Source organism: Amycolatopsis sp. GA6-003 (assembly GCF_046267895.1).
Classification (GTDB): Bacteria; Actinomycetota; Actinomycetes; order Mycobacteriales; family Pseudonocardiaceae; genus Amycolatopsis.
Genome location: NZ_CP176499.1, coordinates 2,770,506 through 2,792,710 on the forward strand (window position 1 = coordinate 2,770,506; position 22,205 = coordinate 2,792,710).

At 70.1% G+C, this 22,205-nt stretch carries 20 protein-coding genes; 9 read left to right on the forward strand and 11 right to left on the reverse strand.

All coding sequences use genetic code 11. The features are described from left to right. Positions 1-15: 15 nt before the first annotated feature. The 4 genes from tesB to F9C12_RS11990 all read right to left on the reverse strand — a co-directional run bounded on the left by tesB (position 16) and on the right by F9C12_RS11990 (position 4,489). Positions 16-918 (reverse strand): acyl-CoA thioesterase II, encoded by a 903-nt coding sequence (gene tesB, locus F9C12_RS11975; RefSeq protein WP_409182052.1) that lies wholly within the window; start codon positions 916-918, stop codon positions 16-18. A gap of 36 nt (positions 919-954) precedes the next feature. Further along, positions 955-2,379: a pyruvate kinase gene (gene pyk, locus F9C12_RS11980; protein WP_409182053.1), complete on the reverse strand. Its 1,425-nt coding sequence runs from the start codon at positions 2,377-2,379 to the stop codon at positions 955-957. 157 nt (positions 2,380-2,536) lie between these two features. After that, entirely contained in the window at positions 2,537-3,202 is a 666-nt protein-coding gene (locus F9C12_RS11985) for a DUF2461 domain-containing protein (RefSeq protein WP_409465906.1), read from the reverse strand. 60 nt (positions 3,203-3,262) lie between these two features. After that, entirely contained in the window at positions 3,263-4,489 is a 1,227-nt protein-coding gene (locus tag F9C12_RS11990; RefSeq protein ID WP_409465907.1) for a glycoside hydrolase family 18 protein, read from the reverse strand. Positions 4,490-4,658: 169 nt separating this feature from the next. On the opposite strand from F9C12_RS11990, the gene F9C12_RS11995 reads away from it, so the two are divergent. Together F9C12_RS11995 and F9C12_RS12000 are read left to right on the forward strand one after the other, a co-directional pair. Then, complete coding sequence (locus F9C12_RS11995; protein WP_409466995.1) at positions 4,659-4,961, forward strand: ArsR/SmtB family transcription factor; 303 nt, start codon at positions 4,659-4,661, stop codon at positions 4,959-4,961. A 10-nt stretch (positions 4,962-4,971) separates the two neighbouring features. Continuing rightward, positions 4,972-6,408: an aromatic amino acid ammonia-lyase gene (locus F9C12_RS12000; protein ID WP_409465908.1), complete on the forward strand. Its 1,437-nt coding sequence runs from the start codon at positions 4,972-4,974 to the stop codon at positions 6,406-6,408. A 30-nt stretch (positions 6,409-6,438) separates the two neighbouring features. On the opposite strand, the gene F9C12_RS12005 is transcribed toward F9C12_RS12000, so the two are convergent. Further along, positions 6,439-9,279 (reverse strand): ATP-binding protein, encoded by a 2,841-nt coding sequence (locus F9C12_RS12005; protein ID WP_409465909.1) that lies wholly within the window; start codon positions 9,277-9,279, stop codon positions 6,439-6,441. Between the two features lie 134 nt (positions 9,280-9,413). On the opposite strand from F9C12_RS12005, the gene F9C12_RS12010 reads away from it, so the two are divergent. Further along, complete coding sequence (locus F9C12_RS12010; RefSeq protein ID WP_409465910.1) at positions 9,414-11,159, forward strand: putative Ig domain-containing protein; 1,746 nt, start codon at positions 9,414-9,416, stop codon at positions 11,157-11,159. A 45-nt stretch (positions 11,160-11,204) separates the two neighbouring features. Here the strand turns inward: F9C12_RS12010 and F9C12_RS12015 are convergent, their stop codons facing one another. The 3 genes from F9C12_RS12015 to F9C12_RS12025 form a co-directional block, all read right to left on the reverse strand. After that, positions 11,205-11,639, reverse strand: a complete 435-nt coding sequence (locus F9C12_RS12015; RefSeq protein WP_409465911.1) for a VOC family protein — start codon at positions 11,637-11,639, stop codon at positions 11,205-11,207. A 10-nt stretch (positions 11,640-11,649) separates the two neighbouring features. After that, complete coding sequence (locus tag F9C12_RS12020) at positions 11,650-12,921, reverse strand: S41 family peptidase (protein ID WP_409465912.1); 1,272 nt, start codon at positions 12,919-12,921, stop codon at positions 11,650-11,652. Positions 12,922-13,008: 87 nt separating this feature from the next. Further along, the gene (locus F9C12_RS12025; protein WP_409182061.1) at positions 13,009-14,034 is read right to left on the reverse strand and encodes a 6-phosphofructokinase; all 1,026 of its coding nucleotides are present in this window, start codon (positions 14,032-14,034) and stop codon (positions 13,009-13,011) included. A 291-nt stretch (positions 14,035-14,325) separates the two neighbouring features. On the opposite strand from F9C12_RS12025, the gene F9C12_RS12030 reads away from it, so the two are divergent. Further along, positions 14,326-15,420: a 3-deoxy-7-phosphoheptulonate synthase gene (locus tag F9C12_RS12030; RefSeq protein ID WP_409465913.1), complete on the forward strand. Its 1,095-nt coding sequence runs from the start codon at positions 14,326-14,328 to the stop codon at positions 15,418-15,420. 408 nt (positions 15,421-15,828) lie between these two features. On the opposite strand, the gene F9C12_RS12035 is transcribed toward F9C12_RS12030, so the two are convergent. Both F9C12_RS12035 and F9C12_RS12040 read right to left on the reverse strand, forming a co-directional pair. Beyond that, positions 15,829-16,317 carry a polyadenylate-specific 3'-exoribonuclease AS gene (locus F9C12_RS12035; protein WP_409182063.1) on the reverse strand — a complete coding sequence of 163 codons (489 nt, stop codon included), beginning with the start codon at positions 16,315-16,317 and terminating at the stop codon, positions 15,829-15,831. Positions 16,318-16,337: 20 nt separating this feature from the next. Next, positions 16,338-17,099 carry a lysophospholipid acyltransferase family protein gene (locus F9C12_RS12040; protein ID WP_409182064.1) on the reverse strand — a complete coding sequence of 254 codons (762 nt, stop codon included), beginning with the start codon at positions 17,097-17,099 and terminating at the stop codon, positions 16,338-16,340. Between the two features lie 218 nt (positions 17,100-17,317). Between F9C12_RS12040 and F9C12_RS12045 the strand changes: the two genes are divergently transcribed. From F9C12_RS12045 to F9C12_RS12060, 4 genes are read left to right on the forward strand one after another with little or no spacing between them, the layout of a single operon-like run. Then, entirely contained in the window at positions 17,318-18,085 is a 768-nt protein-coding gene (locus F9C12_RS12045) for an alpha/beta hydrolase (protein ID WP_409182065.1), read from the forward strand. Continuing rightward, complete coding sequence (locus F9C12_RS12050; RefSeq protein WP_409465914.1) at positions 18,082-18,627, forward strand: hypothetical protein; 546 nt, start codon at positions 18,082-18,084, stop codon at positions 18,625-18,627. Before F9C12_RS12045 ends, F9C12_RS12050 begins: the two co-directional genes overlap by 4 nt. Before the next feature lie 10 nt (positions 18,628-18,637). Then, positions 18,638-19,777, forward strand: coding sequence for a glutamate--cysteine ligase (locus tag F9C12_RS12055; RefSeq protein WP_409182067.1), 1,140 nt, complete (start codon positions 18,638-18,640; stop codon positions 19,775-19,777). A 19-nt stretch (positions 19,778-19,796) separates the two neighbouring features. Further along, positions 19,797-20,252, forward strand: a complete 456-nt coding sequence (locus F9C12_RS12060) for a YdeI/OmpD-associated family protein (protein ID WP_409465915.1) — start codon at positions 19,797-19,799, stop codon at positions 20,250-20,252. Here the strand turns inward: F9C12_RS12060 and F9C12_RS12065 are convergent. Beyond that, entirely contained in the window at positions 20,249-20,818 is a 570-nt protein-coding gene (locus tag F9C12_RS12065) for a TetR/AcrR family transcriptional regulator (RefSeq protein WP_409465916.1), read from the reverse strand. The genes F9C12_RS12060 and F9C12_RS12065 overlap by 4 nt on opposite strands. A gap of 109 nt (positions 20,819-20,927) precedes the next feature. Between F9C12_RS12065 and F9C12_RS12070 the strand changes: the two genes are divergently transcribed. Next, positions 20,928-21,716 (forward strand): SDR family oxidoreductase, encoded by a 789-nt coding sequence (locus tag F9C12_RS12070; protein WP_409465917.1) that lies wholly within the window; start codon positions 20,928-20,930, stop codon positions 21,714-21,716. The last annotated feature ends 489 nt before the right edge of the window (positions 21,717-22,205 follow it).

Below are 22,205 nucleotides of genomic sequence, written 5' to 3' on the forward strand. Positions count from 1 at the left end.
GGCGGGCGACCGTCCTCACCGGACCCGGAGCAGTCCTTCTTGGACCACGGTGGCGACGTGCAGGCCGTCGCGGGTGAAAAACCGGCCGGTGGCCAGCCCGCGGGCGCCCGAGGCGCTCGGCGACGTGCTGTCGTAGAGGAACCACTCGTCGGCGCGGAACGGCCGGTGGAACCACAGCGCGTGGTCGAGGCTCGCGCCGAGCACCTGGTCGACGTCCCAGTACACGCCGTGCCGCGCGAGGACCGAGTCGAGCAGCGTCATGTCCGAGGCGTAGGTGAGCACGCAGACGTGCAGCAGCTGGTCGTCGGACAGCGTTCCGTCGGCCCGCATCCAGACGCGGTGCCGCGTGGGCCGTTCGCCGGTCGTGCGGGTGACCCACGGCGGATCGCCGAGGTAGCGGATGTCGATCGGCCGCGGGCGTTCGGCGTGGCGCAGGCCGTACCCGGCGGCCAGGTCGGGGAGGGTCGGCAGCGACTCCGGATCGGGCACGTCGGCAGGCATCGTCTCGGCGTGGTCGATGCCCGGTTCGTCCTTCTGGAACGACGCGGACAGCGAGAAAATCGCCTTGCCGTGCTGGACCGCGACCACGCGCCGGGTGGTGAACGAGCGGCCGTCGCGGATCCGGTCCACTTCGTACACGATCGGGACGCTCGGGTCGCCGCCGCGGATGAAGTACGCGTGCAGCGAATGGACCCGCCGCTCCTCCGGGACGGTCCGTCCCGCCGCGACGAGCGCCTGCCCGGCGACCTGCCCGCCGAACACCCGCACCGGCGAGTGCGCGGGCGAGACGCCGCGGTAGATGTTCTCTTCGATCTTCTCCAGGTCCAGCAGCGCGACGAGCTTGTCCAGCACCGGCTGTCCGCCGCCACCGGGGCTCGTGTCGAGTTCGGTGGCGGCTTCCCTGGCCATCTCAGTCATGCCGGAACCTTATGCGCGAAGGTTCCGGCACGTCCCTTATGCGTGGTCGTCTTCACCGAGCCGGTGGACGTGGATCAGGTTCGTCGACCCGACGGTCCCGGGCGGGGAGCCCGCGACGATCACCACGAGGTCGCCGCGCTGGTACTTGCCCATTTCGAGCATCGCGTGGTCGACCTGCTGGATCATCTGGTCCGTGGAGTCCACCCTCGGCACGATCTGCGTCGTGGTGCCCCAGGTCAGCGCCAGCTGGCTGCGGACGCTCTGCTCCGGCGTGAACGCCATCAGCGGCAGCCGGGTGTGCAGCCGGGCGAGACGGCGCACGGTGTCTCCGGACTGCGTGAACGCGACCAGCGCCTTGGCGTTGAGCCGTTCGCCGATGTCGCGGGCGGCGTAGGAGATCACGCCCCGCTTGGTGCGCGGCACGTGCGACAGCGGCGGCACGACCGGCGAATCCGTCTCGACGGCCTCGACGATCCGGCCCATCGTCTGGACCGTCTCGATCGGGTACCGGCCGACGCTCGTCTCGCCGGACAGCATCACCGCGTCCGCGCCGTCGAGGACCGCGTTCGCGACGTCGGACGCCTCGGCGCGGGTCGGGCGGGAGTTGTTGATCATCGATTCCAGCATCTGCGTGGCGACGATGACCGGCTTCGCGTTCTCGCGGCAGATCTGGATCGCGCGCTTCTGCACCAGCGGGACCTGCTCGAGCGGCAGCTCGACGCCGAGGTCGCCGCGGGCGACCATCACCGCGTCGAAGGCCAGCACGATGGCCTCCAGGTTGTAGACCGCCTCCGGCTTCTCGATCTTCGCGACGACCGGGAGCCGCCCCTTGCCGACGCGGTCCATGACCTGGTGCACGAGGTCGATGTCGGCCGGCGAGCGCACGAAGGACAGCGCGATGAAGTCGACGCCCAGCTGCAGCGCGAACTCGAGGTCCTCGATGTCCTTGTCGGACAGCGCGGGCACCGAGACGTCCATGCCGGGAAGCGACACGCCCTTGTTGTTGCTGACCGGTCCGCCCTCGGTCACCTCGCACACGACGTCCGGGCCGTCGACCTCCTTGACCACCAGGCCGACCTTGCCGTCGTCGACCAGCAGCCGGTCGCCCGGCTTGGCGTCCTTGGCGAGTCCCTTGTAGGTGGTGGAGACCCGGTCGTGGGTGCCCGCGACGTCCTCGACGGTGATCCGGACGACGTCGCCGGTGTGCCATTCCGCCGATCCGCTGGCGAACGTGCCCAGCCGGATCTTCGGTCCCTGCAGGTCGGCGAGGATCCCCACCGCCCGGCCGGTTTCGGCGGCCGCGGACCGGACCAGGTCGTAGACCTGCTTGTGGTCGCTGTGGCTGCCGTGGCTGAAGTTCATCCTCGCGACGTCCATCCCGGCGTCGACGAGTGCCCGCATCTTCTCCGGCGTGGAGGTCGCGGGACCCAATGTACAAACGATCTTCGCGCGTCGGCTCACGTCCGGAGAGCCTAGTCGCTCGGGCCGCTCGCGTCTGTACCGATCCCGAAACTCCGGCGGAAGAACACGGGAAGGATTCAGTTCCGGCCGTCCGCGTGCGCTGCGCGGGAGCACCGCGCAGGACCGCCCGGAACCACCCGTGCGGGGGATGTCCGGCTCAGCGCCGCGGCCGCTCGCTCGGGCCCACGTGGTCGCGCGCCCATTCGTTGAACTTCCGCAGCTGGCGCCACGATTTCCGGACCCGGTCCAGCGCCTCGCGCTCGTGCAGGAAATCGTCCGGCTCCCAGGCTCGCACGGCGTACACCGAACGGTGCCGCAGGAGGTCGAGCCGCGGATGGTCCTCGGCGAACCCGCGCGGCTTCGACTTCAGCCGGTCGCCGAGAATTTCCCAGCCCGCCTTCCGCAGGCTCGCCAGGATCTTCTCCAGCGCGGGCCCGTGCAGTTCGGTGTCGACCGCCGTGCGGTACCGGGCCAGCTGGTCCGGCGCCAGGTGGAAGCAGCCGCCGCCGACGCGCAGCCCGGCCGGGCCCACCTCGACGTAGTACGCTCCCCCGCCGCGGCCGGCCTCGATCACGCCGCCGCAGTGCGTCTTGTACGGCGTTTTGTCCTTGGCGAACCGGACGTCGCGATACGGCCGGAACACCTTGGCCTCGCCGAGGCCCGCGCCGAACTCCGGCTCCAGCTCGGCCAGCAGCGCCTCCATCGGAGCCCGCACGTGCTCCCGGTAGATCGCGACGTGGTCGTCCCAGTAGGCCTTGGTGTTGTCCGCGAGCAACCCGTCGTAGAACTCGACGGCGTGCTCTCCGAATCCGCTGAACTTCACCCGCAGCACGATAAACCGGGGCACCGACAGAATCGGCGCCCCGGCGGGATCGAGCGATGCTTACTTGGCGAGTGCGGTGATCAGCTCGCCATTCGAGGTGTCGCCGGACAGCTCCCAGAAGAATGTGCCGCCGAGCCCCTGCGACCTCGCGTACGCGGTCTTGCCCGCGATGGTCGACGGGGTGTCGTAGCTCCACCAGTTGGAACCGCACTTGGCGTACGCGGTGCCCGCCACGGTGCCGGTCGCCGGGCACTTGGTCTTGAGGATCTTGTAGTCCTCGATGCCCTGCTCGTACTTGCCCGGAGCCGGTCCGGTCGCCGTGCCGCCCGGCGCGCTCTGCGTGACGCCGGTCCAGCCGCGTCCGTAGAAACCGATGCCCAGCAACAGTTTCGAGGCCGGAACGCCCTTGCTCTTGAGCTTCTGGATGGCCGCGTCCGAGTAGAACCCTTGCGTCGGCAGGCCGTTGTACGACGTGAGCGGCGAGTGCGGCGCGGTCGGGCCCTGCGCGGCCCAGGCGCCGAAGAAGTCGTACGTCATCACGTTGTACCAGTCGACGTACTGTGCGGCGCCCGCGTAGTCGGTGAGGTCGAGTTTGCCGCCGTTGCTGCCGTCCGCGGTGATCGCGGCGGTGACCAGCTTCGACGAGCCGAACTTCGCCCGCACTGCCGCGAGCAGCTTCTTCAGCGCGTCGGGACCGCTCGTGTCACAGGTGAGGCCGCACGCGTTCGGGTACTCCCAGTCGAGGTCGATGCCGTCGAACAGCCCGGCCCAGCGCTTGTCGTTGACCAGGTTGTAGCAGGAGTTCGCGAAGGCTTCCGGGTTCTTCGCGGCCTGCCCGAAGCCGCCGGACCAGGTCCAGCCGCCGAACGACCAGATGACCTTCAGCCCGGGGTGCTTGGCTTTCAGCTTCTTGAGCTGGTTGAAGCTGCCCGCGAGCGGCTGGTCCCAGGTGTCGGCGACGCCGTCGACGCTGCCCGCCGCGTCGTAGGTCTTCTGGTAGTCGGCCCACGCGTCGCCGATCGCGCAGCCGCCGCCGGTGACGTTGCCGAAGGCGAAGTTGATGTGCGTGAGCTTGTTCGCCGATCCGGACGTCTCGATGTTCTTGACGTGGTAGTTGCGGTCGTAGATGCCCCAGTCGGTGAAGTAGCCGACCACCTTGCCGGACGCGGCCTCGGTTCTCGCCGGGGCGGCGGCCGAAGCGGCGGGGACGAGCGCGGCCGCGGCGGCGAACGCGGCGGTCGCCAGGCCGGCCAAGGCCAGCAGGCGTTTTCTGCGCAAGCGAAGCATCGTTGCTCCCTTCAGGAGTCACCGTCGGTGCTCACCTGATGACGGTGGGGACAATCGCACCGTAAGTGGACTAGACCACCAGGTCAATGGTTTAGACCATAAAACGGACATTCGGCGGTACGCGCATTCCTTGACAGGCATATGCCCCGCGAGGCAGATTTCCGGGGTGATGCAGACCTTCGACGTGCTGGCCGAACCCCGCCGCCGCGCGCTGCTGGACCTGCTGCTCAAGGGCGAGCGGTCGGTCGGCGAACTGGTGGCCGAACTGCGGCTGAGCCAGCCCGCCGTGTCCAAGCACCTGCGCGTGCTGCGGGAGGCGGGGCTGGTGACCGTGCGGGTCTCCGCGCAGCGCCGCTGCTACCGGCTGCGCGCCGAACCGCTGGCCGAAGTGGACGCGTGGCTCGCGCCCTACCGGCAGTTCTGGTCGGACCGGCTCGACGCGCTCGAACAGCGGCTCGACGAAACCGAATGAGGAGCACGCCGTGATCCGAGTGGACGGCCGGACCCTGCGGTGCACCGACGTGGTCACGGCGGCGCACACCGAAGGCCCGCTGGCGATCGACGTGTCGATCGCCGCGCTGCGGGCCGCCGAGCACTCGTGGAAGCTGGCCGAGGACCTGAGCACGCGGCGAGTGGTCTACGGCCGCACCACCGGCGTCGGCGCGAACAAGGACGACGCGGTGGACGAGCCCGCCGAGCACGGGCTTCGCTTGCTGCGCAGCCACGCCGGCGGCAGCGGCGAACTGCTGCCGGACGGCCAGATCCGCGCGATGCTGCTGATCCGGCTCAACCAGCTGCTCGCCGGCCGGTCGGGGATCAGCCCGGAACTGATCGGCGCGCTCGCCTCAGCTGTGCGCACCGGAGCGCTTCCCGTAGTGCACCGGCTGGGCGCGATCGGCACCGGCGACCTCGCTCCCCTGGCGGAAGCCGCGCTCGCGCTGGCCGGGGAACGCGAGTGGGCGATCGGTTCGGTGCCACCGGTTCCGGTGCACGCGGGCGATGCGTTGGCGTTCATGAGCAGCAACGCCGCGACGCTCGCCGAAGCGACCCTCGCGGCGATGAGCCTGGACACGCTCACCCGCGCGAGCCACGCCGTCGCCGCGCTCACGTACGTCGCTCTCGACGGCAACCCCGAGGCGTACGCGACGCCTGTGCACGAAGCACGTCCGCACGCCGGGCAGGTAGCTTGCGCGGCAGAAATGCGTCGGCTGTTGGGCATGCACGGCACGCCGAAGCCGGGGCGTCGGCTGCAGGATCCCTTCGGTCTGCGCGCTTTCCCTCAAGTACAGGGCCCGGCTTTGGACGCGATCCACTATCTGCGGGACGTGCTCGCCGTGGAAATCAATGCCAGCACGGAAAACCCGATGATCTCCACAGTGCACGGCGATGCCTACCACCATGCGCACTTCCACACCGCGTACGTCTCGACCGCGCTCGACCAGGCCCGCGCGACGGTGCATCAGGTCGCGGAGCTGTCCGTGGCCCGGTTGGGCGACTTGGTGGAACCGGAGTTCACCGGCCTGCGGCCGTTTCTCGCGGTCGGGCCGCCGGGGAGTTCCGGGGTGATGATTTTGGAGTACGTGGCACATGACGCGCTGACCGAACTGCGGCAGGCGGCGTTGCCCGCGACGCTCGGTACCGCGGTGGTGTCGCGCGGGATCGAGGACCACGCGAGCTTCTCGACCCAGGCCGCGCGGGCGGCTACGGCGGCTGCTTCTGCTTATCGGCAGGTGCTGGCTTGCGAGCTGGTAGCGGCGGTGCGGGCGTTGCGGATCCGGAGAGCTGAGCTGGTGGATCTGCCGGTACGGGCGGCGTTCGCGGCGGCGGAGGAGGTGCTGGATGAGCGGCTGGAGGATCGGCCGTTGACCGACGACATCGCGAAGGCTGCTGGGGTGCTGGACGAATTGGCACGGATCTGACTGACCACAGTGGACACTAGCTCGCGCTGCTCAGTCCTCCGCCAACGCATCCCGCCGCAGCTCCGTGAACAGCTCCTCCGCCCGCCCCCGATGCCGAGCCGCCGCAACGGAGTCGCCGTGGTGGGCGGACAAGCCGGCAAGCGCCGCGCTCACCCGGGCGAGCAGGTACGGCGAAGCCATCCGCTCAGCCAGCGACCGCGCTTCCTCCATGCTCTCCTCCGCCGGCGAAACCGCCCCACGCCGGAGAAAAGCCAGTCCCTGCACCCGAAAAGCATCCGTGCGGGCGAGGATGTGCTCGATGTGCTCGGTACAAGCCACCGCCTCCGCGGCGGTCTCCCCGGCGGCGACCGGAGCACCGGCGGCCAGTTGCGCTTCGGCGAGAAACGGCAGCGCGTCCGTCATCTGCCAGCTGCGTTCCCCTTGCAGCGCAAGCAAAGGCAGCAACCGGCGCACGCCTCGCTCAGGTCGGCCCGTCCGCACGTCGTTCTCCGCCAACTGGGCGGACGCGTTGCAGATGATGTCGGCATTGTCGCTTTCGCGGCCCAGCCGAATCCCTCGGGTCAGATCGTCGGCTGCCGCGTCGTAGCGGCCGCAGGCTGACCACAAGGCACCCCGGCCGATGAGGGCCATCGCGCCGCACATCGGCGAGCGGCCGTGTCCGGCCAGTTCCAGTGCCTGGCTGAACCGCCGTCGCGCGTCGCCCCAGCGGCCGACGTAAACCGCGCTCGCGCCGACGTTGCAGACTGCTCGGCTGAGCAGCTCCCGGTCGCCGAGTTCCTCGGCCAGCCGGAGGATCCGGTCGAACTGCCGGTCCGCCCGGGCCAGTTCGCCGCGATAGTGGTGCAGCACCGCAACCCCGGTCAGCGCGCGGACGACGATCTCCCGGTCGCCGCACAATTCCGCGGTGGCCGCAGCGGTGTGCAGATCGGCCAGCGCTTCCTCGTTGCGGCCGAGCAGGCGCAACGCGAGTCCGCGACGCAGGTGTCCGCCAGCGAGGCCGTGCTCGTCCTCCGCCGCTTCCGCCGCGACGATCGCGGCGGTGGAGACTTCGACGGACTCCCGGTAGCGCGTGCTCTGGTAGAGGTTGGCGGCGCGAGCCAGCCGCAGCCGTACGGCCGATCCGCCGGGCCGGTCTTCGGTCAGCGTCGGCGCGATGCGGGCCAGGCCTTCCCGCGGAGTGCCGCGCTGGTAATGCAGGTAGCCGATCCGAGCGATCACCAGGCGTTGCCGTTCTTCGTCCCCTTCCTTGCGGTACCCCAAAAGCGCGCGTTCGGCGGCGGCGAGCGCGGCGTCGTACCGACCGGCCGCGGCGAGTGCGGCCGCCCAGGCTTCGGCGGCTTCGGCGACCGCCGGTTGCGAACCGGTGCGATCCAGCAGATCCACCAATGCGCCCCAATGCTGGGCGGCGGTGTCGTGCGCGGCTTGCCTGCTGGCGTTTTCCGCCGCGTGCCGCAGAGTCTGCGCGGCGCGTTCGGTGTCCTGCGCGTGCGTGTAGTGGTAGGCCGCCGCCGCGCCGCCTAATGCCTCGGCGAGTCTCCGGTGCAGCACATGCCGTCGGCTCGGCGGCAGATCTCCGTTCACCACCTCGGCGACCAGTTCGTGAGTCAGCCGGACGCCCTCGGCGTTTTCGTCCAGCAGCCGCGCGGTGTGCGCGGGAGCCAGCACCTCGGACAGTTCGGCCGGATCCAGCCCGGCTGCCGCGGCCAGCACGTCCGGGTCCATCCGCTGCTGCCCCACCGCCAGCAGCGTCAGCACCTCGGCGGTGCGTTCGGGCAATGCACCGACTTGCCGGCGCACCGCGTGCGCGAGGCCCCACGGCAGTTCCGCGGGCGGTTTGCCGGTTCTGCCCAGTACGTGTCCTAACTGGACCAGGAACAACGGGAGACCGCCGGCGAGCCGCAGCACCCGGTCGCGGGCGGAGTGCCCCACCTCGGTCCCGGCGCTGTGCCGCAGCAGCGTCGTCGCGTCCTCGTCCGCCAGCGGGGACAGCGAATGCTGGGTCAGCAAGCCTTTCCGGTACAGGTCGAGCAGCGTGTCGGCCAATGGCTCGGCCGCTGCGATTTCGGTGTCGCGATAGGCGGCGAGGAACCGGACCCGGTCCGGCCGGACGTCCTGGACGAGCGAAGCCAGCAGCGCGAGCCCGTCCGGACCGGCCCATTGCAGGTCGTCCAGGAGCACGAGCACGCCGTGCCGCCGCGCCAGCGTGTCGAGAAACCGCGCTGCTTCGGCGAACATCAGCCACCGGGGCGGAGCCGGTTCGGCGGTGCGTTGTTCGGGAAGCAGGAACGCCAGGCCGGGCCCGGCGGGATGTTCGGAGAGGTGCCGGGCGAACGCTTCGGAGAGCGGCGCGTACGGCTCCCCGCCGTGCCGGGAGCACGCCGTCGAGAGCACCGCCGTGCCGCGCGCCTCGGCCATCCTCGCGGCCTCGGCGAGCAGCCGGGTCTTGCCGATTCCGGTTTGCCCGGCGAAGACCAGAAACGGCCTGCCAGTGCCGGAAAGGTGCTTGTCCAGCAACGCGTGTTCCTCGGTGCGGCCGATGAGGTCCGGCGCCGGAGGGGGCGGCGGGACCGGGCCGGCCGGACGCTGCCTGCCGCGCCGGGCGGCCGCGAGCAGTTCGGCGCGGGCGGATTCGGGCAGCGCGAGACCGTCGGCGAGGAGCTGCACGGTGACGCGGCGCGGATGCCGCTGCCCGCGTTCGAGATTCCCCACGCCGCGGGCGCTCAGCCCGCAGCGCTGCGCCAGTTGTTCCTGCGTCAGCCCGGCTGCCCGGCGCAACCGGACCAGCGTCCGGTCGAACGTTTCCGTCGCGCCGTCCGGCATGTCCCGCACCTCCCGCCGGTCCATGGTCGCTCGCCCCGGGGCGCGGGACATCCCCCGAAGGTCGGGTTCCCCGGCACAACGGCCGGTTGTGCCGGTTGTTCCTGGTTCGCGCCGCCTCGGTGAAATCCAATGGCGGCACCGCTTTTCGCCCGCCTTCCGGGCAGCGGCGTACGAGGAAGGACGCGATGATGCGTGCAGGAATGACCTTGAGACGGCTGGCCGCCGCCGGCGCCGCGCTCGCGCTGGGAGCGGGGGTCGCGGCGCTCTCGGCCCCGGGCGCCGGCGCCAGCCCCCAGCTGAGCCCGGCGTCGTGCGCCAGCGCACCCGCCGGTTACGCGAAATGCCAGGCGGTGCAACTGGTTTCGGCCGGAGCCCGCCCGGCCAGCGCGATGAGCCCGGCCGACCTGCAGAAGGCCTACGGCGTCGCCGGGATGAAGAGCGGCGGGACCACCGTCGCGATCGTCGACGCCTTCGACGACCCCGGCATCGAAAAGGACCTCAACGATTACCGGTCGCACTGGAACCTGGGCTCCTGCACCAAGGCGAACGGCTGCCTGACCGTGGTCGGACAGGACGGCACGAGCACGCTTCCGTCCAAGACCGATTCGGGCTGGGCGACCGAAATGGCCATCGACGTCGACGCGGTCAGCGCGCTCTGCCCCGACTGCAAGATCCTGCTGGTGGAGGCCAACACCAACGAGGACAGCGACCTCGCGGCGGCCGTCGACAGCGCGGTCCGGCTCGGCGCGAAGATCGTGTCCAACAGCTACGCCGACCACGAGAGCGCGATCCCGTCGGACGCCGAGCAGCACTACAACCACCCGGGCGTCGCGGTGCTGGCCGCCACCGGCGACTGGGGCAGCGAAAGCGGTTCCCAGGCCGAATACCCGGCCACTTCTCCCGAGGTGGTCGCGGTCGGCGGCACGACGCTGACCGCGTCCGGCGGCGGCTACTCCGAAACCGCCTGGTCCAAGGCGGGCAGCGGCTGTTCGAGCAAATTCGGCAAGCCCGCGTTCCAGAACGGGATCAGCACCGCGTGCGACAATCGGGCCACTTCGGACATTTCGGCCGACGCGGATCCCAACACCGGCATCACGATCTACGTCAACGGCCAGCAGTCGCAGTACGGCGGCACCAGCCTGGCCACGCCGATCGTCGCCGGGATCTGGGCGCTCGCGGGCACGCCGAAGGACGGCGACAACGCCGCGACCTACCCGTACGCGCACACCGGCGATTTCAACGACGTCACCTCGGGCAGCAACGGCAACTGCGGCACGGTGATCTGCAACGCGGGCACCGGCTGGGACGGCCCGACCGGCCTCGGCACGCCGCACGGCGTCGCCGGCCTGACCCCCGGCGGCGGCACCAACGGCAAGCTGAGCGTCAGCAACCCGGGCAACCAGAACAGCGTGGTGGGCAAGGCGGTTTCGCTGAAGGTCACCGCCTCCGGAGGCACCTCGCCGTACACCTACAAGGCGGACGGCCTCCCGGCCGGACTGGCCATCGACAGCAAGTCCGGCTCGATCACCGGCACGCCGAGCGCCGCGGGCACCAGCAACGTCACCGTGACCGCCACCGACTCCGCCGGGGCGACCGCGCAGGCTCCGTTCACCTGGACCGTCACGACGGCTCCGGCGGGCAAGCTGACCGCGAAGTTCACCACCGACTACGACTACGGCTTCGGCGCCTTCGCGCACTTCACCCTGACCAACGGCGGCACGTCGGCGGCGAACGGCTGGACGCTGTCGTTCGACCTGGCCTCGAACGAGTCCCTGTCGAACACGAACCCGGGCACCGCGTCCGGATCGACCGGGCACGTCGTGATCACCGGGCAGGACACGATCCCGGCCGGCGGCAGCCTCACCGTGTCGCAGATCTACCAGGTGTCGGGCGGCGCGTTCACCGCTCCGGCGAACGTATCCGTTTCCTGATCGTTGGAGAGTCGCCGTGCCGCACCCCGCGGCACGGCGGCTTCGTCAGTCCAGGCAGAACTCGTTGCCCTCGACGTCCTGCATCGGAATGCACGACTCGTTCACGCCGTCCGCCTCCAGCACCTGCACCACCGACGCGCCCAGCGCCGTCAGCCGTTCGGCCTCGGCTTTCAGCGCCGCCAGGCGTTCCTCGCCGACCAGCCCGCTGCCGACCCGCACGTCGAGGTGCACCCGGTTCTTCACCACCCGGCCCTCGGGCACGCGCTGGAAGTACAGCCTCGGCCCGACCCCGGTGGGATCGACGCAGGCCGCCCACGAACCCTGTTCCTCGGGCGGCTGGGTCCGGTCGAACTCGGCCCAGTCGGCGAATCCTTCCGGCGGCGGCGGCTCGACGTACCCGAGCGCCTCGCACCAGAAGCGGGCGACGCGCGCGGGTTCCGCGCAGTCGAAAGTGACCTGGAACTGTTTGACCGACCCCATGGCGCTCACCTTACCGGCGGGCGGCGGCCAGCGCCGGGTCCCGTCCGGCGGCGAGATCGTCCGGGGCGAAGACCGGGACCGGGACGTCCGGGCCGATGCCGGCGCCGTCGTAGGTGCGGCCGTGCGGGTCGAGGTATTCCTCGTTCGGCAACGCCACCTTCCAGCCTGGTTTCGGCAGCGTCCGCTCCATCAGGTCGGAGAAAGCGCCCTGGGTGGGCTGTCCGATCAGGACTGGCCTTGGACGCCGGTTCAGCAGCGCCTGCAGGAAGGTCTCCCCCGCCGAGACGTCCAGGTTTCCGATCAAAACTGTCAGGGGGCCGGGGTACCGTGGCGCTGCGGCGGGTTGGACGAAAAATGGTTGCGGCACAGTGAACTTCGCTGGGTCGTCCGGGTCGTTGCGCGCGCGTTTGGCGTAGGCGAAGTGCGGTACGTCGGTCAGCCGGGCGGCGACCTGCAGGCCGAGCGGGTCGTCTCCGCCGCCGTTGACGCGCAGGTCGAGAATCAGGCCGCGCAGCGTGCGCACCCGGTCGGCGGTGAAGATCTCGTCGAGCGCTTTCCCCAGCACCTCGCTGCTGGCGGCGAAAGTGTCGGCGTAGTCGTGGAATCCGCTGATCCGCAGATACCCGCGGCCCTCCGGCAGATCGGCGTAGGCGATGGCTCCGTCGGCCCAGCGTTGAACCGGCGTGCCGAGATTCGCGTCCGCGACAGCGATCGCGCGCGGGACGGTCGTTTTCAGATCCGGTGTGCCAGGACGGGGTGAAGAACAATGCTGACCTGCCGCGAGCAGGCCGACGTGAGCGTCGTGCAGCGGGCGGATCAGGCCGCAAAGGACGTCGTAGAGCCGTTCGGGATGCGCGGTGATTTCGCGGCGGGCAGCGTCCCCTTCGGACTTCCAGTCGACGCCTTTGGCCCGGAAAAACGGGTAGTTCTCGGCAAAACTGTGCCAGAAAACGTCGAACAGGTCCGCGGAGGAAGCCCGGCATTCCGCGGGCAACCCGCCGGGGACGCGACGCAGGGACCGCACGCCGAGGTTGTCGTCGAAACTCATCCGGCCTGCCCGGATGGTGACAACCGAGCCTTCATTGGTCGAAAACCGGGTCCCGTCGCCGGTTCCGGACAGCGCGCCGGGCAGGCAGCTGACCTTGGTCACGTCATAGGTCGTCAATTTGCCGCTGGAGACTTGGACCAGCTGCCCGTACCCGTCGGTCCGCCAGACACCGTCCACAGTAGACGGAGCCGTGGTCACCGAGAGAATCGCCATACCCGCCAGGAAGATTCGCACGAGCCGAGAGTAGAAAAAAGCCGGGGACGCGCGGAATACCGCGCGCCCCCGGCGCTGTGGTGGGGTTGCCCCTACCACCGGAGAACCTCAGCCGAAGAAGACCTCGGCTTCCTGGTAGCGCTCCAGCGGCACGGTCTTCAGCTCGGCCGTCGCCTCGGACAGCTTCACGCGGACGATGTCGGTGCCCTTGAGCGCCACCATCACGCCGAAGTCGCCGTCGGCGACCGCGTCCACCGCGTGCAGGCCGAAGCGCGTCGCGAGGACCCGGTCGTACGCGGTCGGGGTGCCGCCGCGCTGGACGTGGCCGAGCACGACCGCGCGCGATTCCTTGCCGGTGCGCTCGGAGATCTCGTCGGCCAGCCAGTTGCCGATGCCGCCGAGCCGGACGTGCCCGAAGGCGTCCTTCTCGCCGGTCAGCAGTTTCTCCTCGCCGCCCTCGGGCAGCGCGCCCTCGGCCACGACGATGATCGGCGCGTACTCCTTCTCGAAGCGCTGCTCGACCCACTGCACGACCTGGTCCACGGAGAAGTGCCGCTCCGGCACCAGGATCACGCTCGCGCCGCCGGCGAGGCCGGAGTGCAGCGCGATCCAGCCCGCGTGCCGCCCCATGACCTCGATGACGAGGGCGCGGTGGTGCGATTCGGCGGTGGTGTGCAGCCGGTCGATCGCCTCGGTGGCGATGGAGACCGCGGTGTCGAAGCCGAACGTGTAGTCGGTGGCCCCGAGGTCGTTGTCGATGGTCTTGGGCACGCCGACGACGCCGATGCCGTCGTCGGTCAGCCGCTTGGCGACGCCGAGGGTGTCCTCGCCGCCGATCGCGATCAGCGCGTCCACGCCCTGGTCGGCGAGCACCTTGCGGATCTGGTCGACGCCGCCGTCGACCTTGTACGGGTTCGTCCGCGACGACCGCAGGATGGTGCCCCCGCGGGTGAGGATGTCCTCGACGTCGGCGAGGCCGAGCGGCCGGCTGTCGCCGGTCAGCGGGCCCTGCCAGCCGTTGCGGAAGCCGACGAACTCCCAGCCGTGCACCTCGACGCCCTTGCGGACCACCGCGCGGATGACCGCGTTCAGGCCGGGGCAGTCGCCGCCCCCCGTCAGCACACCGACACGCATTCTGTTGCCTCCGTCTTCCTCGCAGGGAGAGTCCAGTCACAGTCCGCGGACAGCGTAGCGGCTTTCATCTGGATCGGTGCAGGCCGGACCACCTGCCCGATCCGGTCCGGGCAGGGCCCTCGCGGCGGTGTGTTACCTTGGGCGGCGTGCAGCGCTATTTCTGGTTTACGAAGCCGGCCCCGGGTGGGCACGGCCGCGTGAACCTGCGCTGACCTCCACCCGAGCCGGATCTCGAACCGGCTCGGCGAGTCCCCCGCGGGTCGGTGTCCACCAGGAAGGAACCACCCGCACATGAGCACCCCCCTCGTCGCCGCCCCCGCCGACGCGAGCACGCTGGACAACCGCCGCACCACGTCGGTCAGCCCCCTCATCTCGCCCGCCCTGCTGCGCGAAGACCATCCGGTGGACGCCGCGGTCGCGAAAGTGGTGCAAACCGGCCGCACGGAAACGGTCGACATCCTCGACGGCCGCGACGACCGCCTCGCGGTGATCGTCGGCCCGTGCTCGGTCCACGACCCGGAAGCCGCCCTCGGCTACGCCCGCCGCCTGGCCGCGAAGGCGGAAGCGCTGCGCGAAGACCTGCACGTCGTGATGCGGGTGTACTTCGAAAAGCCGCGCACCACGCTGGGCTGGAAGGGCCTGATCAACGACCCCGACCTGGACGGCACCTTCGCGGTCAACAAGGGCCTGCGGCTGGCCAGGAAACTCCTGCTGGACGTCTCCGCGCTGGGCCTCCCGGTCGGCTGCGAATTCCTGGACCCGATCACCCCGCAGTTCATCGCGGACATCGTCACGTGGGGCTCGATCGGCGCCCGCACGGCGGCCAGCCAGGTCCACCGGCAACTGTGCAGCGCCCTGTCCATGCCGGTCGGCATCAAGAACTCGACCGAAGGAGACATCCAGGTAGCCGTGGACGCGACCCGCGCCGCCGCCGCGTCGCACGTCTTCCCCGGCATCAACGTGGACGGCCTGGCAGCCCTGGTGACGACCTCCGGAAACCCGGACTGCCACGTCATCCTGCGAGGCAGCTCCTCCGGCCCGAACCACGACCCGGCGACCGTCGAGGAAACCCTGGCCCGCCTGGCGAAGTCCGGCCTCCCGGAACGCTTGGTGATCGACGCCAGCCACGGCAACAGCGGCAAGGACCACGTCCGCCAGTCGGAAGTCGTCCGCGACCTGGCCGGCCGGATCGCCGCCGGAGAACGCGGAATCGCCGGCCTGATGCTGGAAAGCAACCTGGTTGCCGGACGCCAAGACCTGGTCCTGGGCCACCCGGAGAAGCTGACCTACGGCCAGTCCATCACCGACGCCTGCATGGACTGGGACACCACCGAAACCCTGCTGGACACCCTGGCCACCGCAGTCCGCACCCGCCGCAGCAGCTAGCGAGGCCGCCTTCACAGCCCCAGTCCCTCTGGGTTCCCCTCACGACTTACACGGTCCGTGAGGGGACCCCCCGGACTCGAATTCCCCCCAGGTTTTCCCCTCACGGCCCTAAACCACCGCCACCAAACAGCGAGGCCCAGCTCCCCCAACCGCAACCGCTGCACCCACGAACGAGGCACCCAGCCCTAAAACCGCCACCGCTGCACCCAAACAGCGAGGCACCCAGCCCCTCCCCCGCCCCGATACAAAGCCGCCCTGCGGTTCGGGGGTGCTTGTCAAGGCATCTTTCCCGCCTTGACAAGCACCCCCGAACCGTCAGCACAATGAAAAATCGGGGTGCCCCACGCAACCACTAACCGGCAATGTCGCCGCCAGGCGACGAGCCGACCCCGCAGCCCCGCCGAAAACTCACCGCCTCCGAAAAGCCTCCTCAATAACCTCCCACCGCTGCAAGTTATGCCGAGCATCAGCCAACGCGTCGTGCTGATCCCCAGGCGCAGCAGGCAACTTCGGCTTCCCGGCGTCCTCCCACCGCTGCCGCAGATCCCGGGTGAACCGAGGCAACTGCCGAGGCAACGCGGGCATCGGCCCCCACAACTGCGCCAGCGCCACATGGTCATACGCCGCGAACCAGGCCCACAACTCGATCCCGCCGGGCGGCTTCCCGAAGAACTCCAGCAGATCCTCCCGGATCCGCTCCCGGCTCCGCCAGGCCGGATCCGCCGGGGACGGCAGCTTGGGCAGCACGTTCTCCCGCACCCAAGCCCCGGCCCGCCCGGGGTCGAAATCGGTGGACACGGCATAGAACTCGCGCCCACGCTCGTCAACGACACCGATCGACACGAGGTCAATCGTCACGCCGTCCTCAATAAACTCGGTGTCGTAGAAAAAACGCACCGGGGAACTCTAGTAGGGCCCTACCCGGCCTTCGTCTCCGGCACCCGATCGGCGTCCAGGGCGCTCGGCTGCGCCGGCACCGCGGGCTTCACCCCGGCCGCCTCGGCGGCGAGCAGCTCCTTGGCCTTGGCCGCGTAGATGTCGACGTACTCCTGGCCGGACAGCTCCATCAGCGCGTACATGATCTCGTCGGTGATGGACCGTTCGATGAACCGGTCGCCGGCCAGGCCCTCGTAGCGGGAGAAGTCGAGCGGCTTGCCGAAGCGCACCTCGAGCCGCCGCGGCCACCACATCCTGGAACCGATCGGGTTGACCTTGTCCGTGCCGATCATCGCCACCGGGATCACCACGCCGCGCGATTCGAGCGCGATCCGGGCGACGCCGGTTTTGCCCTTGTACAGCCGTCCGTCCGGGGAACGGGTGCCCTCGGGGTAGATGCCGAGCAGGTGGCCGTCCTTGACCAGCCGGATCGCGGTGTCGAGCGCGGCCTGCGCGGCGTTGCCGCCGGAGCGGTCGATGGGGAACTGGCCGACGCCGGTGAAGAACCACTTCTTGAGCAGGCCCTTGAACCCGGGTTCGGTGAAGTACTCCGACTTCGCCGGGAAGGTGACCTTGCGCTTGACGCGCAGCGGCATGAAGAACGAATCCGCGACCGCGAGGTGGTTGCCGGCGAGGATGGCGCCACCCGTCTCGGGGATGTTTTCGGCGCCGACGACTTTGGTGGGCCACAGCGTCTTCAGCAGCGGCCCGATGAACACCCACTTCATCAGCCAGTACAGCACCGGGTTCCAGTCCTTTCCTGCCCGCGCGGGCCCCGGCAGGTCAGGGTACGGAACAAGCACCGGGCGGCACAACGCGAGAGCGGGCGGTCACCCGGCGGCAGCGACCCATCTCACAGCGGGACCGGAAGGATCCTCGCTTCCGGAGTGGGCCCCACAACCCGGCTTCGGCGTGAGAGCATGGGAGGACTCCACCGCTTCGATTCGGAAGGGCGTTCGTGATGGGCGTGCTCGCCGGCGCGGAACCGTTCTCCCACCCGGGTTCCTCCGGGGCCGGCTTCCTGCTCTGCCACGGATTCACCGCCACGCCCGACGGCATGCGCGCCTGGGGCCGGCACCTGGCCGCCGAGGGCTTCGCGGTGCGCTGCCCGCTGCTGCCCGGCCACGGCACGCACTGGCGCGAGCTGAACCGGACGACCTGGCACGACTGGTACGGGGCCGTCCGCGAGGCGCTGCTGGCGCTGCGCGCGGAGTGCGACCAGGTGTTCGTCGGCGGGATGTCGATGGGCGGGACGCTCACGCTGCGCCTCGCCGAGGAATTCGGCTCGGACATTTCCGGCCTCGTGCTGGTCAACCCGTCGGTCACGCGGCTGAGCCTGGACGCCAAGGTGCTGCCGCTGCTGTCGCGAGTGGTCCCGTCGATCCGCGCGATCGGCAACGACATCGCGAAGCCCGGCGAGGTCGAACTGGCCTATCCGCGCACGCCGGTGCGGGCGGCGGCGAGCCTCGCCCGGCTGTGGAAGATCGTGCGCGCCGACCTGCCGAAGGTGACGCAGCCGGTGCTGCTGCTGCACTCGCGGGTCGACCACGTCGTCGAACCCGAGAACTCGCGGATAGTGCTGGACAGCATCTCGAGCACGGACGTGACCGAGGTGGTGCTGGAGAACAGCTTCCACGTCGCGACGCAGGACCACGACGCGGAACTGATCTTCAGCCGCAGTGTCGACTTCGCCCGGAAGCTGCGGGCGGGACAGGTGGGTGCCGGATGAACCGGGGGAAAGGCGCGGACGGGCCCGAGGACGTCGACGCCACGTTCGCCGAGATCGTGGCCGACCTCCGGGCCGAGGGCGTGGGCGTGTTCCTGGACGAGGACCCGTTCTCCGGCGGACGCCCCGGCTCCGCCGAACCCGAGGCGTCCGCCGGAGCCGAACCCGACGCGGGCAAGGCCAAGCCGAAGCCCGCCGCAGACCCGCCGGCGCCGTCCGCTCCCCCGTCGCCGGAGGGCTGGCGCACCGGCGGCACCGAATGGGACGCCACGATGTTCTCCGGCGACCCGGCCGAGGACGACGAGCACTACGTGCCGCCGGAGCCGCCGCCGCTGCCTCGCTGGCGCAAAGGCGCGTTCGTCGTGCTGCTGTTCTTCGTCGTCGGGCTCCTGCTGCTGATCGTGCCGAACCTGATCGGGGTCGGCCCCGCGCTCGCCACGCCGCTCGGCATCCTCTCGCTCGCCACCGGCATCGCGCTGCTCCTGCTGCGCGTGCGCCAGGGCCCGCCGCCGGGCGCGGACCCCAGCAACGGCGCCCAGGTCTGACCGGGCGGGCATGCGGATCGACTTCCAGGCGTCCCGGCGGTCCACCGTCGGCGCGGAATGGGAACTCGCGCTGGTGGACCGGCGCAGCGGCGAACTGCGGTCGGTCGCGGAGGACCTGCTCGCCGCGGTCCGCCCGGACGGAGCCGCCGAGCATCCCCGGATCAAACAGGAACTGCTGCTCAACACGATCGAGGTGGTCAGCGGCGTCTGCCGCACGGTCGCCGAGGTGAAACGCGACCTCGACGAGGCGCTCGACGAGGTGCACCGGGTCGCCGACCCGCTGGGCGTCGAGGTGTTCTCCGCGGGCTCGCACCCGTTTTCCTCGTGGTACCGGCAGAAGGTGACCGACAAGGAGCGCTACGCCAAGCTGATCGACCGCACCCAGTGGTGGGGCAGGCAGATGCTGATCTACGGCGTGCACGTCCACGTCGGGCTCGACCACCGCGACAAGGTGCTGCCGGTGCTCGACGGGCTGCTGCGCTACGCGCCGCACCTGCAGGCGCTGTCCGCGTCGTCGCCGTACTGGTCCGGAGAGGACACCGGGTACGCCTCGAACCGGGCGCTGATGTTCCAGCAGCTGCCGACCGCCGGGCTGCCGTTCCAGTTCCGCGAATGGGCGGAGCTGGAGGGCTACGTCGAGGACATGTTCACCACCGGCGTGATCGACCATTTTTCCGAGATCCGCTGGGACATCCGCCCGGCCCCGCACTTCGGCACCATCGAAATGCGCGTATGCGACGGGCTGCCGACGCTGCAGGAAGTCGGCGCGATTTCGGCGCTCACGCAATGCCTGGTGGACGACTTCAGCGCCCGTCTCGACAAGGGCGAAACACTGCCGGTGCTCCCGCCGTGGCACGTGCAGGAGAACAAGTGGCGCGCCGCCCGCTACGGCCTGGACGCGATCGTCATCCTCGACGCCGCCGGCCGCGAACGCCTCGTCACCGAAGACCTCGCCGAGCTGCTGGATCGCCTGGAACCAGTCGCGCGACGGCTGGACTGCGTGCGCGAGCTGCGCGATGTCGAGAACATTCTCCGGGTCGGCGCGAGCTACCAGCGGCAGCGAGCGGTGGCGAAGCAGTACAACGGATCGTTGAAGGCCGTGGTCGCCGCGCTGGTCACCGAGATGCGCGACGGCGTGCCGCACGCTTAGCTGGGGCTGGGAGGCAGCGATGTCGCATACGTTCCGGACGCTTGTCGAACTCAACGGCAAAACCGCCACCGGCTTCCGGGTCCCGGCCGAGGTCGTCGAGGCTCTCGACCAGGGGAGGCGGCCGAAGGTGCGGGTGACCATCGGCCCGCACACCTACCGCAGCACGGTCGCGGTCTACTCCGGCGAGTTCATGCTGCCGCTCAGCGCGGCGAACCGGGCGGCGGCCGGGGTCGCCGCCGGGGAGACGGTCGAGGTCACGCTCGAAGCCGACCTGGCCGAGCGGACCGTCGAGATGCCGGACGACCTCGCGGCGGCGCTGGCCGAACGACCCGGCGCGCGGGCCGCGTTCGACAAGCTTTCCTTTACCGCGCAACGGGAACGAGCCGAAGCGGTCACGTCGGCCAAGCGCGCCGAGACGCGGCGGCGCCGGATCGCGAAGATCGTCGCGGAGCTGGCCGGCGACGGGCTTCCCTAGCCCAGCGTCACGCCTGGTTTGCCGAAGCCGCCGAGCACGGTGTCGACGACGCGAGCGGCCAGCGCGTCCGGGTCGTCGTCGGAGTCCTGGTCCTGCGCCGCTTCGTGGATGAGCGCGCAGTACACGCGGCGCGCCCAGACGAGGTCGACGCCGGGCCGCAGCGCGCCGCTTTCCTCCAGCCGCTGGAAGAAAACGTCGCATTGGGCGAGCACGTCCGGGGTCAGCACGCCTTCTTCCGCCGGGTGCGCGTTCATCGCGAACCCCCACCGGAGCTTGACGCGCAGCACGTTCGCGGTCACCTGGTAGAGCGCGACCAGCGGCGGCGTGACGTCGGGCCGGACGCTGGCGAGCGCGTTGCGGAACTGCTGCGTCGCCCAGAGGGTCATGGCGTCCACCAGCGCCTCCCGGCTGGCGAACCGGCGGTGCACCGTCGTCCGCGAGACCCCGGCTGCCTCCGCGATCTGCTCCATGGTCGCCGCCGGGTTGTCGCTGAGCACGCGTTCGGCGGCCTCGAGGATCGCCTGGGCCGTCCGTTCCGAGTCCGCGCGCCGGGCCCGTTTCTCCATGCCGTCCAGTTTACGCCATGGTTGCCGTTCGGTTCTTAGTTGCGTCATCAGTGTTGCAACTGATAGCTTAGCTGCAACGTACTTGACCCGACTCAGGGGAGTTTCACCGATGGATCTGCAACTGGCCGGCAAGACCGCGGTCGTCACCGGAGCGAGCCGGGGAATCGGGCTGGCCACGGTGTCCGCGCTGATCGGCGAAGGAATGCGAGTGGTGGCCGCCACCCGGACGATCACGCCGGAACTGAAGGAAACCGGCGCAGTGCCCGTCGCGGTGGACCTCTCCGCCCCAGACAGCCCCGCACTGTTGCTCGAACAAGCCGTCGCGGAACTCGGCGGCCTGGACGTTCTGGTGAACAACGTCGGCGGCGGCGACAGCGCCAGCGGCCAAGCGGGCGGTTTCCTGTCGGTCACCGATCGCCAGTGGACAGACCTGCTGGAGCTGAACTTCCTCGCCGCGGTCCGGGCTTCGCGCGCCGCGCTGCCGCATCTGATCGAACGCCGGGGCGCGATCGTGACGGTCTCCTCGAACGGTGCGCGGATGCCGCATTCGGGCCCGATCGCTTACACCACCGCGAAAGCCGCGCTGACCGCGTTCGGGAAAGCACTGGCGGAGGAGTTCGGACCGCAGGGAGTACGAGTCAACACTGTCTCACCGGGACCGGTTCGCACCGCACTGTGGGAAGGCCCGGACAGCTACGGGGCCGAACTGGCTTCGTCGATGGGATTGTCGCAGGAGGATCTGCTGGCCGGCCTGCCCGCCGGCGCCGGAATGCTGACCGGACGGCTGGTCGAACCGGACGAGGTGGCCGCGCTGATCGCGTATCTAGCGTCACCGCTGGCGGCGAGCATCACCGGAGCGGACTACCTGATCGACGCGGGGGCGGTGAAGACCGTGTGACGGTTGCTGGATGGTGTTGTGGGGATCGCTTAGGTGGCCGGGAAGTTCGGGAGCGTGCGGCGACTGATCAGCCGCCGAGTTCCCGCAGCAGAGTCCCCGGCCCCAGCAGCGGCGCACCGAGACGCTCACCGCGCCGGGAAGCTCGCGAACACCCGCTACCGCGGCGCGCGCTTCCGAAACGCAGCCGTGCGACGCCGGAACAACCACGATCGCGCGCCGACCGACCAGCCGCCCGACTTCCGCAACAAAACCCTCGGTCCGGAGCACCCGCGCCGGGATCTCCCACCCGGTCGCGCGACTCGCGACCCCCGAAACCCAGCCGCGCAACAACAAACACCCCGATCGCACGCCGACCGATCAACCGCGCAGATTCCGCAGCAGAATCTCCGGCCTGAGCACCCGCGCCCCAAGCTCGCCCACCCGGCCGCGCACCTCGCAAACACCCGCCACCGCAGCGCGACCTCCCACGCAGCAACCGATCAGCCGCCC

Coding starts and splice junctions, on each gene's coding strand:
- tesB (WP_409182052.1), bottom strand. CDS start 918: ATGACTGAGATGGCCAGGGAAGCCGCCACCGAACTCGACACGAGCCCC.
- F9C12_RS11990 (WP_409465907.1), bottom strand. CDS start 4,489: ATGCTTCGCTTGCGCAGAAAACGCCTGCTGGCCTTGGCCGGCCTGGCG.
- F9C12_RS11995 (WP_409466995.1), top strand. CDS start 4,659: ATGCAGACCTTCGACGTGCTGGCCGAACCCCGCCGCCGCGCGCTGCTG.
- F9C12_RS12005 (WP_409465909.1), bottom strand. CDS start 9,279: ATGTCCCGCGCCCCGGGGCGAGCGACCATGGACCGGCGGGAGGTGCGG.
- F9C12_RS12010 (WP_409465910.1), top strand. CDS start 9,414: ATGATGCGTGCAGGAATGACCTTGAGACGGCTGGCCGCCGCCGGCGCC.
- F9C12_RS12015 (WP_409465911.1), bottom strand. CDS start 11,639: ATGGGGTCGGTCAAACAGTTCCAGGTCACTTTCGACTGCGCGGAACCC.
- F9C12_RS12025 (WP_409182061.1), bottom strand. CDS start 14,034: ATGCGTGTCGGTGTGCTGACGGGGGGCGGCGACTGCCCCGGCCTGAAC.
- F9C12_RS12030 (WP_409465913.1), top strand. CDS start 14,326: ATGAGCACCCCCCTCGTCGCCGCCCCCGCCGACGCGAGCACGCTGGAC.
- F9C12_RS12045 (WP_409182065.1), top strand. CDS start 17,318: ATGGGCGTGCTCGCCGGCGCGGAACCGTTCTCCCACCCGGGTTCCTCC.
- F9C12_RS12050 (WP_409465914.1), top strand. CDS start 18,082: ATGAACCGGGGGAAAGGCGCGGACGGGCCCGAGGACGTCGACGCCACG.
- F9C12_RS12055 (WP_409182067.1), top strand. CDS start 18,638: ATGCGGATCGACTTCCAGGCGTCCCGGCGGTCCACCGTCGGCGCGGAA.
- F9C12_RS12060 (WP_409465915.1), top strand. CDS start 19,797: ATGTCGCATACGTTCCGGACGCTTGTCGAACTCAACGGCAAAACCGCC.
- F9C12_RS12065 (WP_409465916.1), bottom strand. CDS start 20,818: ATGGAGAAACGGGCCCGGCGCGCGGACTCGGAACGGACGGCCCAGGCG.
- F9C12_RS12070 (WP_409465917.1), top strand. CDS start 20,928: ATGGATCTGCAACTGGCCGGCAAGACCGCGGTCGTCACCGGAGCGAGC.